Genomic DNA, 14,098 nt, shown 5'->3' on the forward strand with positions numbered 1-14,098 from the left:
CAGAGGGGGGCGTCTCGCCATGCAGTTTGCCAGGAGGCTCCTTCGCATTCCTTGCAATAAAGCCGTCCTTTGCTAGAAAGAATTGGGGCGGGTGGCATCGTGAGAGAACCTCATGTTTGCCGACATCATCAGACCGATCAGCTTGAGTTTTACGCTGCTGCGACGGTTTTGGCCGCAGCTCGTCGCGCTGGTGCTGGCAGGCGTGCTGGCCGGCGATATCCTGCTGCAATTGGCGGCGAAGGTGGCGCTCGCCAACCATTTCGCCGGGCTCGCCATGCTGACGCTGGTGGCGCTGGCGCAATTGGTGGTGACGGTGGCGATGTTCCACGTGCTGCGGCCGGGCCTGCCCAATGTGCTTGCAGCGCAGCGCAGCGCGGACAAGGCTGCGACCGCCGACAGTCATAACAATGCTGCGGACCGGCGCGGCTCGCGGCTGGTGCGCATGCTCACCATCGCGTTGTTGCCGTTCTTCGCCTACTACGCCGCATGGGGATTCCTTGGCGACATCGTGCGGCAATATTCGCGCGAAACGCTCGACCAGGCCGATTTCGGCCAGAGCGCCAATGTGCTCGACGTGCTCGATTCGCGCTGGCTGCTGGTCTCGGTGGCGGTGTCCTGGCTGATCCGCCGGCTGGCCAAATTCATGCAGGGCAAGACCACGGCCCTCTCATTCTGGCAGATCGTGGTGGTGATCTGCGAGACCAACTGGATCTTCGTCGGCCTCTACGTCATTAGCCGCTGGAAGGACTCGGCGCTGCAATGGCTGATGAGCCGCAATTTCTGGTCGGCCGTGCAGGCGTCGATCGATGGACTGGCGAGCCCGGTGCCGATGGCGACGGCGGCACCCATGGTGCCGGTCGAGATCACCTCGATCGCGCCGTCGACGGTCGCGGTGAACCTGTTCTTCTACATGCTGCTGCCGCTGATCTGGCTGGTCATGGCGGCGCTGATCTATGGCTACGATGTGCACGACGACGCCGCCCTGATGCGCGTGCACGGCCGGCTGGAGCGGTTCGGCCAGCGCTATGCCGGCCTGCCGAAATTCCTGCGCGACTTCGTCGAGCATTTCGTCAAGGGCTACCGCTCGCGCTACCTGCCGATCGCCAACGGCGTGCGGCTGACGGTGAGTTCGAGCCTGGTGCTTCTGTGCACGCTGGTCGTCGGCTACCGCTTGCTCGACTGGGGTGCTGCCTGGCTGTGGCTGGGCGCGACGCGGCTGATCGGCCCGCACGAGCTCGATGTTTGGCAGATCTTCTCGCGCGGCGTGACGCTGCTGTTCGGCAGTCCGTTCCAGGATTCCTCCACCGGCATCCTGATCGAGCCGCTGCGGATTTGCTTTCTGGCCGCCGTGCTGGAGACGGCGTTTTCGCTGTCGAAGGGGACGGGGAAGTGAGCTGCGGTTTGCGGTTTCGCCAATTTTCGTAGGCTCTATTTCGGCGGCCTTTGAAAACGCAGGTACCACGGCCGCTCACTGCCGAGTCCGACGGCGGGGCGGATGGTCTTGATGGCGTCCTCGGGCACGATGAAGATGTCGCCGATGGTGATGACGTCGCCTTTCCTGGCGCCGGAGAAGATTGCCGAGGTGCAGTTCATCACGCCATCCGGCAGGCTGACGCCCGAGATGAAGCCGGGCAGCCAGCGGCGCCCGGCGGCATCGGTCAGCATCAGCTTGCAGCCCAGCCACTGCTTCTGCAGGTCGGGGTCGCCGATGGTCACGGAGAAGGTGGCGATGACGGCGAAGGCATGGTCGGGCAAGCGGCCGGCCTTGCCGCCGCGCAGGTCGGCCAGCCGCCAGTCGCTGCCGCCGAACGGCGCGAATTGGCCAAAGTCGACATCCCTGGCGATCAGATCCTCGCCGCGCAGCCATGCGCGCACGCTGTCGTAGCTGGTCTCGGCCAGCGTCAGCGGCAGCAGGACGGCAAGTGCCGCCAGGCTGAGCCGGCGCCATTTTTTCTCGGCCTGCGCGTCGGTGGCGGTGGCTGGCTCCTCATTGGCGGAAACGGCGGTCATGTTCCACCCGGCTGCGCATCGAGATCGTATTCCGGCACGATGTCGGCCGGCTCACCGTCGGCGCCGGTCTGCACGGCGTCGAGACCGATGCGGGCCTGGGCGTCGAGCGGGCCGAACCGGCGCGAGGCGATCAGCAGCCTGGCGCCGCGGATCTGGTCTGATGGCACTTCGAAGACGAACAGGCCGCGTTTTTCGAGGCCCGGATCGACACCATGCGGCGGCATGTCCTGGCGATAGCCGAGCCGCTCCGTCTGGTGATAGCGCAGCCCGGTCGGGCCTTGCCAGGTGCCGTCGGCGATCGTGGTGGAGGAGCCGGTGGCGGCGAGGTTTGTCGTCACCACCGCCCACAGGCCGCCGGTCGTCAAAAGCCTCTCCTGGCCGAACTGGTTGGTCTTGAGCTTGCGGGCAAAGACGATCTTGTCCAGGCGGACCTCGAAGCTGCGTGCCCGCACCGTGTCGTGCATTGCGCCATCGACCGGGATCGGCGCGGTGAGGTCGGCATAATGCGGCTTGGAGCCCTGCATGCCATAGCTCAGCGCGACTGTGGCGGCGAGAATCACGAGATTGCCGAGGACGCGGATTCTCATGATCCGCTCCCGGGCGTCTCTGTCGCCGGCACATCGGCGACCGGCAAGGTGACGGTGCCGAGACGATAAGGATTGTACCAGCCAGGCGTGCCGTAGAGATTGTCGCGCGGCTTGAAGATCTCGGCGGTAATGCCGAAGGCGAGCGTTGGTGGGACGGTCGCGTCGCCGGCGAGCGGCCAGACATAGGCCATGCGCTCGGTCATGCCGGGGTGCAGTTCCGGCGTCAGCGTCGCATCACGGGTCAGCGCGATCATCGGCTGAACGTCGGGCAGATCGATCCCGTCCGGCCTGAAGACATCGAAATAGGCCTTGTCGGATTGGGCGGTGCGGTTGGTCATGTCGGCTTCCAGCACCAGCGCCTTCTGGCCGGGCTTCAAGGGCACGCCATGGACCCTGGCATGGCTGACATAGGCGCGCACCGGCTGCACGCGCCAGCGCCCGGCATCGATGGCGGTGTCCGGCGGCAATTGCGGCGGTGCGTGAGCGGGCAGGGCGCCGAAGGCTCCCATCAGGCCGGCGACGAACAGGGCGGCAATGGTTCCCGCGCCGGCCGTTATCCAGGTCTGAACTCTTGAGCGGGCAGTCTTCAACATTCCAAACTATGCACGTAGAACGAACAGCCACCCGCAGGCAATGTAGAAAGAAAAGGCCGCTGATGGAACCCGCAAATGGCTGGTCCAGGCGTGCCTGCCTCAGGCTGCTTCGAGCGCCCACAGACGGTGTGCGTAGCGGCGGAAGAAGCGCGCCACGAGCCGCTGCTGCCTGGCCCGGACCAGATCGGGCAGGCGACGCTCCTGACGCCAGCGCGGCATGTTGCGCCAGCAGGCGATGAAATGGGCGGTGTCCTCCATGGCTTCTTGCGCCGTCAGCGCAGGGCCGATCGCGGCCAGGAACAGGAGTTCCGCCTGCTTCAGTTCGTCGATGACGGCCTTGCGCCTGAAATGGTCGTGGCGGGCGTGAGCGATGCCGTTGCGGCGGATCGCCTCGAAGGCCTGGAGCAAAGCGGGGCTGTCGCCGGCGTAACCGCAGGCGCGGGCGAAATCGGCGTCATCCATCATGGCTCCCCGGTCGGCGCGGCGCTCGCCGGCCGACTCACATTTGTGAGTATATATAAGCATAACTCAAAAATACGGAGAAGAGAAACTTTTAGGAAAGTCTTGAAAGTGCGACTCGACTCTCCGTGCAAAACGCGGGAATATAAGAACAAATCACGAACAAAAGGCGAGCAGGGGCGATGGCATTGCCGGGCAGGGAAGCAGTAATGGCGCAGGTCGCCTCGATCTCCGTCGAGTGCGCCGATTGCGGCCGCAACAGGTGGTGGCGGCCCGATCAGCTGAAGCGGTTCGGGGTGAATGGCAAGACGCCGCTGGCTGTACTTTCGGGACGCATCGTGTGTTCCGCCTGCCGCGCCGACGGGCTGCCGGGTACGGCGGTGTCGATCCAGGCCGCGTTCATCGACGAGCGCCAGCGCGTCCGCAGCGAAGCACAAATGCTGAGCGATCGCGAGGTGCCGCTGGAGCGGTCGAGGCGGGCTTGATGGGGGCGGTGACGCTGGTTCTTCCTTCTCCCCTTGTGGGAGAAGGTGGATTGGCGCGTAGCGCCAAGACGGATGAGGGGTGTGTTCCAGGGAACGCCGACGTCTCGTCGCTATCGATCTCAAGAATGGTCTAATGGGGTGAAGAGTGCAAGATCTTCTGCGTCTCATTCCGTCACGCACCCCTCATCCGTCTCGGCGCTGGCGCGCCGATCCTCCTTCTCCCGCAAGGGGAGAAGGAAAGGGCGCTCCTCTAATACCCCAGCAGTTCCTTCAGCGGGATAACCCGCCAGACGTGTTTGATGGCGTAGCGGTTGAAGGTCAGTGTCTTCGGCGGATTGTACTGTTCGACCACCAGTTCGCCCGCGGTGCGCTTGACCAGCTTCTTGATGAAGGCCTTGCCGTTGCGCTCGTTCTCTTCCGGGAAGGTCTCGATCACCACATGGTCGCCAGGGACGGCATCGCGGCCGCCGCAATAGAGCATTTCGCCGGGCTCGTAGCGCGGCACCATGGAATCCGAAAGCACGTGCAGTGCAAACACCTTGCGCAGATGCGCGATACCGGGCGGGCGCTGGACATAGCCGGCAACCTCGCCGTTGAATGTGAAGTCGCCATCGTCGCCGCCAACGGCCGCGCCCAGCAGCTCGATATCCATCGGTCCGGCGGGCAGGGGTGCGGCATCGGTGACGATCTCGGCGTCGGCCACCGGACCGGCATCGTCGAGGAAGACGACCTGCCCTTGGCCAAGCGCTACCGGGTCGATGCGCAGGAAGGCGGCGGTCTTCAACAGGTTCTCGGTCTTGGGCAGATTGCGGCCGGTTTCCCAATTGCCGACGGCGGCGACATCGGTGTCGTTGTGCTCGGCGATGTGACGCATGACCAGGCCGCGTTGCTTGCGCGCCTGGCGGATCGCCGCCCCGACCTTGATCGACAGTTCCGTTTTTGCCATGGCACCCATGTGAGCGATGAAAGCTGCTCTCGTCTATGAAAGAATGGCTTGCATCTGTTTTTAAGTTATGCTTATATCCGGTCATGCAAAACATGTCCAGTTTCGATGGCGCGGTAGCGCCGGCCTCTTGCGAGGCGCTTCCGGCGGCTGAAGTCGCCAGCCATTCCCTTCCGCTCCGGCCGTCCTCCTCCCCGGCCGGAGTGAAGCCCGAGGCCCCGTGCTTGACTGCACCAGCCTCGGGTCCGGTCCGCCCGTCAGCGGCGACCGGAACGGCCGGAGTCGCCGCTCCCCTCGGCTCCGGCCCCCAATTCGACGCGTGTGTCTTCCCCGGGCGATCCTGCATCCGCACGCAGGACGGCACCGTCATCCTGCTGGAGCCCGCAACGGGCAGGGCGGTGTCCGCCTCCGATAGAAAGACGGCCGAGGCGCGGCTTGCGCGCCTCGCCGGGCAATCGATCCGCTCCGGCTGATCGCCGGCGAGAAGCCGGCGCTCGCATCGAACACCCTGACCGCGGCCCAGACCGGGCCCGAACCCGACGCCTGGACAGCGGCGCGCTTTGAAGCGTGGCCGAAGGCGAACCTTTGGATGGAGCCTGGAAATGGCAAGCTATACAGACGCCGAACTGCAGGAGATCGCCCGCTGGCTAAAGGAGGGGCTTTCGGCCTCGAGGATCGCCGCCGCGTTCAGTGCGCTGCGCGGCAGCCCGGTTTCGCGCAACGCCATCATCGGCATCGTCCACCGCAACGCCATGCTGGGTGCGGTCGGCTTTGCCAACCGCGGGGGACCGCCGGCCAGCGTCAAGCGGGTTGCGGTGAAGAGCAGGCGACAAGACCGAACGCGGGCAAAGAGCAGGGCCAACGGCAAGGTTGCCGCTGAAAAATTGCCCGACGCACAAATTGCCGGGGGCGGCGCCACTGGCAAAATCCAGACCAGGCCTGATCCTTCGCCGGCCTGGCTGCCGACGCGTCTGTTCGTGCGCGAGGTGGGTGTGCTGATCGCCGATGGCGAGGCCTATCGACTGGAGGTGCCGGCGCCGCAGCGCGCACCCATCGGCCGCCAGCCGCATGGCGTGGCGATGCGGTTCATCGACTGCCTGTTTTCCCGCTGCCGCGCGCCGCTGGACATGGCGCTGGAGGAAGACCCCGAGAAGGATGCGCCGGGCGGGCGGCCGGGCGCCGACATGCTGTGCTGCGGCATGCGCACCAAGGCGCTGAAAAGCTATTGCAGCTATCACCAGGCGCGATTCCAGCGACGGGTTGCCGGGTAACGCCGGGATGAGTGAATGGACGCTAACGCAAATCGTGCAGGTGTGCGCCAGCCGGCGAATTCTGAGGATTTCAAATGAAACAGGCCCGGCACGAACGAACTCTCGCGGCCCTATTTCGGCATCTGCCGTCCCTGCTTGGGCAGGCGGCTTTGCGCCGTCCGGGCCTCGAGGGTCATCGCCGGACCGTTGTCTCCAACCAAAATGCCGGCGACACGGGCAAAGCCGGTGAACACTTTTATCGCATCGGATTCCGAGATCTGCGCGGCAATGGCCGCGCTGCAGGCGTTGAGCGCGCTGCGGTAGACGTGGCCGCGCCGCTCGATCGGCCAGCGTTGCAGGAAATCGGCGGCGTCGGCCACGTTGTCGATCTCCTCGACATGGCCGTCCAGGCATACTTTAAGCGGCACTCCGGTTTTCATCGTACCCACGGCGTTCACCTTCGGTCGTGCAGTGCGCGCGGCTTTCAAGCCGACGCTCATAAACGCGCGAGACCAGCAGGCGGTTGCATGGCGGTCGGACCTGCCTCACGGGCGGGCGGCGGCGTCCAGCCAGTCATGCGCACGGCTTCTGCGCCTGGCCACCAATATGCCTTGCTGCCTGGCGGTGCGGGTGAATGCTTCGAAGGCGGTGCGCGGGCAGCAACTCCCCTCGACCGCCAGCCGGACCAGCCGTGCGGCGTCGAGATAGCCAGGCGAGGTTTTGTCGGGCCATTGCAGCCGAAGCGCCGTCGCGGCATCGGCCACCGAGCCGACCAACATGGTCTTGTTGTCGCAGAAGCGCAGCGTCACGGGCATGAAGGCCGTCATCGGCAATTCTCTCCTTGGAAACGACGCGACACAACGTGCGGGCTGGAGGCTGGTTCCATCAAACCCGACCATGAGCGCGGCGCGGAGGCGGGCATCAGCGAACGGCCGTTCATGCCGCTCCCCGTCTCCGATTTAGTCGGCGACACGATGTCCTTCTCCACCGCGCGAACGGTGGCGAGGCGCGGGGCGCAAGCGCTCGCGAAGCTGGCGGGATGATCATCCCGCCAGCCTCTTCAACCACCCCAAGAACCCCAAGGAGCCAACCAATGCCCAAAAAAGCCAAAGCCGCCAAACCGCAGGCGCCGAAACTGCCGAAGGGCGAGGCCGAGCAGGTGCGCATCCGCCGTGAGGTCGGCCATGATTTCGCGCTAAGGGATGACGCCTTCGGCCGCAAGCGGCTGAACGCCGGAACGCACGAGGCACGGCGCGTCTACGAGGTGTCGAATGACGGTTTCACCTCCACCGGTGGCATCGTGCGGGTGCGCAATGTCGATCCGCTTCTGGGTATCACCTCGCTGTCGCGCCAGCAGCGCGAGGCCGGCCAGCGTTATCGCGAGGACTTCCAGTGCAGCCAGCAGGCGAGCGTCAAGCCCATGCGCTGGACCGAACGCGTCGACGGCGGTCGCCAGGGCGGCGGCATTGCCGACAACGTGCTGGACGCCGGCCGCGCCAACGCCGCCGCCACAAGGGCGCTCGGCCACTGGGAGGTCGCCGCCGTGGTGCAAAAGGTCTGCTGTGCGGGCGGGTCGATCAAGAGCCTGGCCGAACAGACCGGCGAGGGCCGGGACGTTGTGACAAAGCTCTTGAAGGTGGGGCTGGATCTGCTGGCGGTGCACTATGGGATGATGATGGGGCGGTGAGGGTGAGATAACGGCGCAAAAACCCGACCGGCAGACGCCGGCCGGGTCAGTTGCAGAAGGTCAGGTCATCGGCAGACGCGGATTTCCTCAACGATCCTGTGGTGGTGGCGCCAGTGTCTGACCAGTTCGATGTGGCAACGGTGGTGCCGATAGTAATAACCCCGGTGGTGCCGGTACGGTCTATAGCCGCTATCGTAATCGTCGTCGTAGGGGCTATAGACGTAGCGACTGCCATAGCCACCGTAATAATCATTGCCGTAATAATCGTTATAACCGCCGCCGATGCCGATAAAAACGTGACTGCGAGCATCCGCCGGGGCGATCATCGCCGCCGCCGAAGCAATGGCGATAACCGAGACGAGTAGGAGCTTCTTCATGGCTACCTCCTTTTCAAGGTTGGCCTAATATAAACTCCCGAGATGCAGCCTCGTTCCGAAAATTCGCCAGCTGTGACGAACCAGGTGTTCACCAGGGAGCCCGATGCAATGGGGCGGTGAGGGGGCGGGGGAGCAAAGGTTTGTCGCGCTTCCAATTCCTTGGAAGACGGCTTCGCTCAAGACGCCAGAAAACGTGTCTTGGCTACCGAGCCCAATCCACGTCGATCTCGGTTGGCTTTGGCAGCCGAAATCGACGCAGCACAACGAGGCCGGCCGTGAAGGTTATGATGTGGATAAGGAGGCCAACATGCGTCCAAGGTTGGCTGCCTCCAGATTCCCATCCGCGTAACGCTCGACCACAGGGGAGAAGGAAAGAGCGTTCTTCCATCTCCCTAAAACAGCGCCTTCTCCAGCGGCCCTTCCAGCGTTTTTGCGAACGCTGTCGCCAGATGGTGCCGGTCGCGGAAGGCGAGTTTGCCGTTGATGAAGACGTGGCATTCGGTGGCGCCGCAGAAGCGGTCGGTGAGGTCGACATAGAGCGTGCCTGGCACGCTTTTCACCACGGCGCGCTCGGCGGCCGCCACGCCGTCATTGGCGGCTTCGGTCCTTGGCGTGTCGCAGCGCGAGGGGGCCTCGCGCCACCACAGGGCGCGGGCCACGCAGGAGTCGGCGAAGCTGTCGCTGATCGGCGTGTCGCGGATGACGGCGGTCTCGACGCCGGCCTGGCTGAAGGCCTGCAAGGTAGAGCGCAGGCCGGCCTGCCAGCGCGCGGTCTCGGCTTCGCGGGTGGCGTCGGGCATGTCGCGGGTCAGATTGCCGAAAGAGAATTCCGAGATCACCACCAGGCGCGGCTTGCGGCGGATGATTTCTCCAATCGCCTGTTCGCGCCAGGCGTCGCATTCGGTGTAGTAGCGCTTCAGCACCGCGTTGAAGGTCGAAAGCCGCGAGGCCCGGCATGAGGATTTGAGGTAGGTGACCACTTTGGTGTTGTTGCGTTTGGCCGCCTCGACCAACGGCGTCGACCAGTGGTCGGCATGCGAATCGCCGAACAGCACGATGGTGTGGGCCGCATCGGCTGGGCCGAATGCACAGGGTTTCGGCTTCACCGTGTTGAAATCCAGCAGGCAGCTCTTGTCGAGGGCGCGCGCTGTTGAGGGCTGCTCGGCCGCCTGCTCGATGCCGCGCTGCGCGGGGTCGATGTTGCGGGTGGCCAGATGCGCGTTGGCATAGGCCACCGCCACGCCGGCACCCGTCAGCGCCAGCGCGGGTGCCAACGCCCGGGCGCCGGCCGTCAGCCAGCCGAAACGCCGTCCCGGGTTCTCGATCAGGTGATAGCTGAACACCGACAGCGCCAGCGCCAGCGCGCCGCAACCGAGGCGCTGCGACGCATTGAGATCCGGCACCAGCATTTGCGCATAGACGATCACCGGCCAGTGCCAGAGATAGAGCGAATAGGAGAGCGCGCCGATCCATTGCAGCGGCGGCAGCGACAGTGCGGCGGCGGGCGCCCGCCAGCCTGTCAGTTCCCGCTCGCCAGCGCCGCTCAGCAGCACCAGCACCGTGCCGGCAACCGGCAACAGAGCGTACCAGCCAGGGAAGGGCAGGTCTTCGCTCAAGCAAAGGTAGGCCGCCGCGATCAGCGCCAGGCCGAGCCAGCCCTGCGCGGCCCGCAGTTGCGGCCGGCACGAGGCCGTCGGCGCCAGCGTTGCCAGGCCGCCCGCGGCGAACTCCCAGGCGCGCAGCGGCGAGAAATAGAAGGCCCAGGCCGGCGAGAGGCTGGTCAGCCACAAGCAAGCGGCGAAAGAGGCGAGGCCGGCCACGCCGATCACCGCCACGGCGGTTCGCCGGCCAGGGCGCAGCCAGGCGGCGAGCAGAAGCAGCGTCGGCCAGACGAGGTAGAATTGCTCCTCCACCGACAGCGACCAGAAGTGGATGAAGGGGTTGCTCAAGGCATCGGCGGCGAAATAGTCGAACGACCAGCGCAGCAGCCACAGATTGATTGCGTAGGCGCTGGCATACATGGCGCCGCGCGAATAGAGCGCCTGTTCCTGCGGCGCCAGGATGAAGTAGCCGACAGCCAGCGTGACCAGGATGACGAACAGGGCGGCGGGCAGAAGGCGCCGGGCGCGGCGGGCATAGAAGCGCCAGAGGTCGAGCCTGCCGGTCTCCGTGATCTCCTGCATCAGATGCGTGGTGATCAGCCAGCCGGAAATGACGAAGAAGATATCGACGCCGGCGAAGCCGCCGGGTAGCGCCGTAAGGCCGAAATGATAGGCAACGACGCCGCCGACGGCGAGCGCGCGCAACCCTTGTATGTCTGGCCGGAACGATGCCGACACGAGGCCTCCTTCGTGCAAGCCCAGCCCGCCAGCCCAGCTCGATGCAATGTCGGCCGGGACGGTCGATATCGCAATGCAACAAAATTATCGCAATGCAACATGGCCAGAAAAAGGAGGCGGGCGCCACAGGGCAGCGGAGCGGCTAGGGCGTACGGCGGCGGACGAGCACCAATGCCCGACAGTCACAAAAACAGCCCCGCGAACGGGGCTGTTTGCCTGTTAGAGCGACCGGCGGGTTACTTGCTGCCGCCGTTCTGCTTCACGCTGCTGCAGAATTCAGGATGGGTGTTGGTGGGGTTGGCGTTCTTGGCCTCGTCGGCGCAAGCCGTCATCATCGCGGTCTGGTCTTCCGGCGTCAGGGCCTTCCAGGCTTTGACGAAGTCGTCGTTGCTGCGCAGCGTCTTCATGCTGGAGTCGGTGTAGAAAGGCTGCATCTTGGCCGGGTCGTCGAGAGCGGACGTGCCGGTGTTGCCTGCGGCAAGAGCCGAGCCAGCGACCATAGAAAGCGTCATCGCGCCAAAACAGATCATCTTGATGTTCATGGTAGGATCCTTCCCTGTTGCCTTATGACCGCATAAGCAACGGTCAGGCCCGGAACGGGGTCGGGATAGGGAAAGTTCCGATGACACGCCGGAAGCGGTGGGGATTTATCGAAATATATTTTTGGAAACCTTTCGACGATTTTTTCGTTCTTTTGCAAGTGATCGCCGTGGCACCAGCGCGCGGGATGTTGTCGTCTGACGCAAGGTAGTCACCGGTCCAAGTCTAGGATGCTTCGACCTTCTTCCGCGGTTGAGCCAGCGTCCGCGCGGCATCCGCTCCCGCCGCTAGAATGCGGTCCGACAATTCCGTTCCTTCCACCGCGCGGGACAATTGAAGGGCGCCGATGAGCGCGGCGAAGACGCCCAGCGCCGCACCTTCCGGATCGCGGATGCCCGGCGGCAGGTCCTTCGCCAACTGGCGCACCAGGGTCAGCAGCCTTTCGGTGTAGAAAGCGCGTGTCTCCGGCGGCTGACGCGCGATTTCCGGCAACAGCGCGGCGGAGGCACAGCCGGTCTGCGGATGATCGCGGTGCTCGGGCGACAGATACATCGCCAGGGCCAGTTCCAGGCCACCAGAGGCAAGCACATCCTGCAATTGCTGCGACTGAGCCTCCAGGGCCGAGGCCACGCTCTCGCGTACGAGGTCGGCCTTGGACTGGAAGTGCGGATAAAAGGCGCCGTTCGTCATCCCGGCGTCGCTCATGATGCTGGCCAAGCCGGAGGCGGCGATGCCGTCGCCTCGAAAGCGGTGGGAAGCGACCTCCATGATCCGGCTCCGTGATGCATCCTTCCGGCCTTTGTCATAGCGCATGATCGTTCCTTCCCGTTTTCCTATTGCATTATGAGCATAATGTGATATTACGATCATAATTCAATTGCCGATCACAGGCAAGACCTCTTACCTTTGGAGCCTTTAGAATGAATCGGAATTCGGGAAAGACCGCTGTTGTGACCGGCGCCTCCTCAGGAATTGGCCGTGCCAGCGCCGAGATTTTGGCACGCGCCGGCTTCACTGTCTTCGGCACCAGCCGCAAGGCGTCCAGCCAGAGTTCGAACGGGATATCGATGCTGGTTTGCGACGTGACCGACGACGCGTCTGTCGCGTCCCTGGTCTCAACTGTCCTCGGCAAGACCGGCCGTATAGATCTCTTGGTCAACAATGCCGGCGTCGGGCTGCTGGGAGGCGCGGAAGAATCCTCGGTCGCGCAGTCGCAGGCTCTGTTCGACGTCAACCTGTTCGGCGTCATGCGCATGACCCACGCGGTGCTGCCGTCGATGCGCCGGCTGGGCGAAGGGCGCATCATCAATATCGGCTCGATCCTGGGACTGGTCCCGGCACCGTATTCGGCCCATTATTCAGCCGTCAAGCACGCGCTCGAAGGCTATTCGGAATCGCTCGACCACGAGGTACGCGCCTTCAACATACGCGTTTCGGTCATCGAACCGGCATTCGTGCGCACCGTGTTCGACCAGAACGGATTCGAGCCCGATTCCGTCCTGCAGGACTATGATGAGGCGCGTGCAGGGTTCGAGGCATTGCTTCGCGACGTGATGCCCAAGGCGGATCCGCCGGATGTCGTGGCGAAGGTGGTTCTCCGGGCCGCGACCGACAGGCATCCCCGGCGGCGCTACACCGCCGGCCAGGCAGCGCGACAGGTCAGCATGCTGCGCCGGTTCGCGCCGGCCGCGATGTTCGACAAAATCCTGCGCAAGCAATTTCGCCTGCCTGTCTGAACGAAGCAAGTGACTTAACGCATATGCGACACGCAAGCTCGGTCTGTTTCGCGCCGGCCATCGAAATCATTTTAGAAAGAAAACATGATGAAAGCCTTTGTTGTCGACAAGTATCAAAAGAAGGGTGCCCTGCGGCTCGCCGAAATGCCGGAGCCCGAGTTGCGGGACAATGATGTCCTGGTCGAAATTCACGCCGCCGGTATAAACCTTCTCGATTCCAAGCTCCGGGATGGTGAGTTCAAGCTGATTTTGCCCTATCGCCCGCCCTTCATCCTGGGCCATGACGTGGCCGGGATCGTCGTTCGGGTCGGATCGAAAGTCCGCAAATTCAAGCCCGGTGACGAGGTCTATGCGCGGCCACGCGACGGCCGGATCGGTGCGTTTGCCGAATTTATCGCGATGGATGAAGCCGACGTGGCGCTGAAGCCCAAAAACCTCAGCATGGAAGAAGCCGCCTCGATTCCGCTCGTGGGCCTGACCGCCTGGCAGGTTCTGGTCGAAACAGCCGGGCTGAAGAAAGGCCAGAAAGTGTTTATCCAGGCCGGTTCCGGTGGCGTGGGAACCTTCGCCATCCAGCTGGCAAAGCATCTCGGTGCGATCGTCGCGACGACGGCGAGCGCGGCGAGTGCCGATCTGGTGAAAGGCCTCGGAGCCGATATCGTCATCGACTACAAGAAAGACGATTTCGAGAACATCCTGCAAGGCTACGACGTCGTCGTGAACAGCCAGGACGCCAAGACGCTCGAAAAATCCCTGCATGTGCTGAAGCCGGGCGGCAAACTCATCTCCATTTCCGGTCCGCCGGATCCCGGATTTGCAGCCAAGCAGGGGTTGAACATGGTTCTGAAGCTGGTCCTGCGCCTGCTGAGCCGCAGCATACGCAGCAAGGCCAGGCGCGCGGGTGTCGGGTATTCGTTCCTGTTCATGCGGGCGCAGGGCGATCAGCTGGGTAAAATCACGTCGCTCATCGAATCCGGCATCATACGGCCCGTCATGGACCGGATTTTTCCGTTCGAGAGCACCAACGAGGCATTGGCCTATGTCGAAACCGGGCGAGCCAAGGGCAAGGTCGTCGTCAAGATCAGATAGACA

Annotated in this window: 18 protein-coding genes; 7 read left to right on the forward strand and 11 right to left on the reverse strand. The window is 64.0% G+C overall.

The window, feature by feature from the left end:
• Positions 1–112 precede the first annotated feature (112 nt).
• Positions 113–1,393 (forward strand): hypothetical protein, encoded by a 1,281-nt coding sequence (locus tag AC0NIH_RS14475; RefSeq protein WP_473467718.1) that lies wholly within the window; start codon positions 113–115, stop codon positions 1,391–1,393.
• Between the two features lie 35 nt (positions 1,394–1,428).
• Here the strand turns inward: AC0NIH_RS14475 and AC0NIH_RS14480 are convergent, their stop codons facing one another.
• The 4 genes from AC0NIH_RS14480 to AC0NIH_RS14495 form a co-directional block, all read right to left on the reverse strand.
• Entirely contained in the window at positions 1,429–2,010 is a 582-nt protein-coding gene (locus AC0NIH_RS14480) for a hypothetical protein (protein WP_473467720.1), read from the reverse strand.
• Positions 2,007–2,597: a hypothetical protein gene (locus tag AC0NIH_RS14485; protein ID WP_473467722.1), complete on the reverse strand. Its 591-nt coding sequence runs from the start codon at positions 2,595–2,597 to the stop codon at positions 2,007–2,009. Before AC0NIH_RS14485 ends, AC0NIH_RS14480 begins: the two co-directional genes overlap by 4 nt.
• Positions 2,594–3,190: a hypothetical protein gene (locus AC0NIH_RS14490; protein ID WP_473467723.1), complete on the reverse strand. Its 597-nt coding sequence runs from the start codon at positions 3,188–3,190 to the stop codon at positions 2,594–2,596. Before AC0NIH_RS14490 ends, AC0NIH_RS14485 begins: the two co-directional genes overlap by 4 nt.
• 99 nt (positions 3,191–3,289) lie before the next feature.
• Positions 3,290–3,655 (reverse strand): hypothetical protein, encoded by a 366-nt coding sequence (locus AC0NIH_RS14495; RefSeq protein WP_473467725.1) that lies wholly within the window; start codon positions 3,653–3,655, stop codon positions 3,290–3,292.
• Between the two features lie 176 nt (positions 3,656–3,831).
• Between AC0NIH_RS14495 and AC0NIH_RS14500 the strand changes: the two genes are divergently transcribed.
• Positions 3,832–4,134: a hypothetical protein gene (locus AC0NIH_RS14500; RefSeq protein ID WP_352570923.1), complete on the forward strand. Its 303-nt coding sequence runs from the start codon at positions 3,832–3,834 to the stop codon at positions 4,132–4,134.
• Between the two features lie 250 nt (positions 4,135–4,384).
• Here the strand turns inward: AC0NIH_RS14500 and AC0NIH_RS14505 are convergent, their stop codons facing one another.
• Complete coding sequence (locus AC0NIH_RS14505; protein ID WP_023780227.1) at positions 4,385–5,089, reverse strand: XRE family transcriptional regulator; 705 nt, start codon at positions 5,087–5,089, stop codon at positions 4,385–4,387.
• A gap of 212 nt (positions 5,090–5,301) precedes the next feature.
• Here AC0NIH_RS14505 and AC0NIH_RS14510 point away from each other — a divergent pair, with 212 nt between their 5' ends.
• A complete protein-coding gene (locus tag AC0NIH_RS14510; protein ID WP_473467727.1) occupies positions 5,302–5,550 on the forward strand; it encodes a hypothetical protein in 249 nt (82 codons plus the stop codon).
• Between the two features lie 129 nt (positions 5,551–5,679).
• Positions 5,680–6,348, forward strand: a complete 669-nt coding sequence (locus AC0NIH_RS14515) for a GcrA family cell cycle regulator (RefSeq protein ID WP_473467729.1) — start codon at positions 5,680–5,682, stop codon at positions 6,346–6,348.
• A 110-nt stretch (positions 6,349–6,458) separates the two neighbouring features.
• On the opposite strand, the gene AC0NIH_RS14520 is transcribed toward AC0NIH_RS14515, so the two are convergent.
• Both AC0NIH_RS14520 and AC0NIH_RS14525 read right to left on the reverse strand, forming a co-directional pair.
• The gene (locus AC0NIH_RS14520; RefSeq protein ID WP_224731716.1) at positions 6,459–6,815 is read right to left on the reverse strand and encodes a DUF982 domain-containing protein; all 357 of its coding nucleotides are present in this window, start codon (positions 6,813–6,815) and stop codon (positions 6,459–6,461) included.
• A 57-nt stretch (positions 6,816–6,872) separates the two neighbouring features.
• Positions 6,873–7,154 (reverse strand): DUF982 domain-containing protein, encoded by a 282-nt coding sequence (locus AC0NIH_RS14525; protein WP_352714833.1) that lies wholly within the window; start codon positions 7,152–7,154, stop codon positions 6,873–6,875.
• Positions 7,155–7,420: 266 nt separating this feature from the next.
• Here AC0NIH_RS14525 and AC0NIH_RS14530 point away from each other — a divergent pair, with 266 nt between their 5' ends.
• Positions 7,421–8,014: a DUF6456 domain-containing protein gene (locus AC0NIH_RS14530; RefSeq protein WP_473467732.1), complete on the forward strand. Its 594-nt coding sequence runs from the start codon at positions 7,421–7,423 to the stop codon at positions 8,012–8,014.
• Positions 8,015–8,079: 65 nt separating this feature from the next.
• On the opposite strand, the gene AC0NIH_RS14535 is transcribed toward AC0NIH_RS14530, so the two are convergent.
• The 4 genes from AC0NIH_RS14535 to AC0NIH_RS14550 all read right to left on the reverse strand — a co-directional run bounded on the left by AC0NIH_RS14535 (position 8,080) and on the right by AC0NIH_RS14550 (position 12,083).
• The gene (locus AC0NIH_RS14535) at positions 8,080–8,391 is read right to left on the reverse strand and encodes a hypothetical protein (protein ID WP_023767162.1); all 312 of its coding nucleotides are present in this window, start codon (positions 8,389–8,391) and stop codon (positions 8,080–8,082) included.
• Between the two features lie 392 nt (positions 8,392–8,783).
• Positions 8,784–10,730 (reverse strand): acyltransferase family protein, encoded by a 1,947-nt coding sequence (locus AC0NIH_RS14540; RefSeq protein ID WP_473467735.1) that lies wholly within the window; start codon positions 10,728–10,730, stop codon positions 8,784–8,786.
• A gap of 236 nt (positions 10,731–10,966) precedes the next feature.
• Entirely contained in the window at positions 10,967–11,272 is a 306-nt protein-coding gene (locus AC0NIH_RS14545) for a hypothetical protein (protein WP_023767165.1), read from the reverse strand.
• Positions 11,273–11,495: 223 nt separating this feature from the next.
• A complete protein-coding gene (locus AC0NIH_RS14550) occupies positions 11,496–12,083 on the reverse strand; it encodes a TetR/AcrR family transcriptional regulator (RefSeq protein WP_473467737.1) in 588 nt (195 codons plus the stop codon).
• Between the two features lie 107 nt (positions 12,084–12,190).
• Here AC0NIH_RS14550 and AC0NIH_RS14555 point away from each other — a divergent pair, with 107 nt between their 5' ends.
• Together AC0NIH_RS14555 and AC0NIH_RS14560 are read left to right on the forward strand one after the other, a co-directional pair.
• A complete protein-coding gene (locus AC0NIH_RS14555; RefSeq protein WP_473467739.1) occupies positions 12,191–13,006 on the forward strand; it encodes an oxidoreductase in 816 nt (271 codons plus the stop codon).
• Positions 13,007–13,093: 87 nt separating this feature from the next.
• Positions 13,094–14,095 (forward strand): NADP-dependent oxidoreductase, encoded by a 1,002-nt coding sequence (locus AC0NIH_RS14560; protein WP_473467793.1) that lies wholly within the window; start codon positions 13,094–13,096, stop codon positions 14,093–14,095.
• Positions 14,096–14,098 lie beyond the last annotated feature (3 nt).

The sequence above is a fragment of the Mesorhizobium sp. WSM1386 genome, assembly GCF_055901595.1.

Excerpts from the sequence above, each read along its gene's own strand:
- AC0NIH_RS14475 (WP_473467718.1), top strand. The coding sequence starts at position 113 with ATGTTTGCCGACATCATCAGACCGATCAGCTTGAGTTTTACGCTGCTG.
- AC0NIH_RS14480 (WP_473467720.1), bottom strand. The coding sequence starts at position 2,010 with ATGACCGCCGTTTCCGCCAATGAGGAGCCAGCCACCGCCACCGACGCG.
- AC0NIH_RS14485 (WP_473467722.1), bottom strand. The coding sequence starts at position 2,597 with ATGAGAATCCGCGTCCTCGGCAATCTCGTGATTCTCGCCGCCACAGTC.
- AC0NIH_RS14490 (WP_473467723.1), bottom strand. The coding sequence starts at position 3,190 with ATGTTGAAGACTGCCCGCTCAAGAGTTCAGACCTGGATAACGGCCGGC.
- AC0NIH_RS14495 (WP_473467725.1), bottom strand. The coding sequence starts at position 3,655 with ATGATGGATGACGCCGATTTCGCCCGCGCCTGCGGTTACGCCGGCGAC.
- AC0NIH_RS14500 (WP_352570923.1), top strand. The coding sequence starts at position 3,832 with ATGGCATTGCCGGGCAGGGAAGCAGTAATGGCGCAGGTCGCCTCGATC.
- AC0NIH_RS14505 (WP_023780227.1), bottom strand. The coding sequence starts at position 5,089 with ATGGGTGCCATGGCAAAAACGGAACTGTCGATCAAGGTCGGGGCGGCG.
- AC0NIH_RS14515 (WP_473467729.1), top strand. The coding sequence starts at position 5,680 with ATGGCAAGCTATACAGACGCCGAACTGCAGGAGATCGCCCGCTGGCTA.
- AC0NIH_RS14525 (WP_352714833.1), bottom strand. The coding sequence starts at position 7,154 with ATGACGGCCTTCATGCCCGTGACGCTGCGCTTCTGCGACAACAAGACC.
- AC0NIH_RS14530 (WP_473467732.1), top strand. The coding sequence starts at position 7,421 with ATGCCCAAAAAAGCCAAAGCCGCCAAACCGCAGGCGCCGAAACTGCCG.
- AC0NIH_RS14535 (WP_023767162.1), bottom strand. The coding sequence starts at position 8,391 with ATGAAGAAGCTCCTACTCGTCTCGGTTATCGCCATTGCTTCGGCGGCG.
- AC0NIH_RS14545 (WP_023767165.1), bottom strand. The coding sequence starts at position 11,272 with ATGAACATCAAGATGATCTGTTTTGGCGCGATGACGCTTTCTATGGTC.
- AC0NIH_RS14550 (WP_473467737.1), bottom strand. The coding sequence starts at position 12,083 with ATGCGCTATGACAAAGGCCGGAAGGATGCATCACGGAGCCGGATCATG.
- AC0NIH_RS14555 (WP_473467739.1), top strand. The coding sequence starts at position 12,191 with ATGAATCGGAATTCGGGAAAGACCGCTGTTGTGACCGGCGCCTCCTCA.
- AC0NIH_RS14560 (WP_473467793.1), top strand. The coding sequence starts at position 13,094 with ATGAAAGCCTTTGTTGTCGACAAGTATCAAAAGAAGGGTGCCCTGCGG.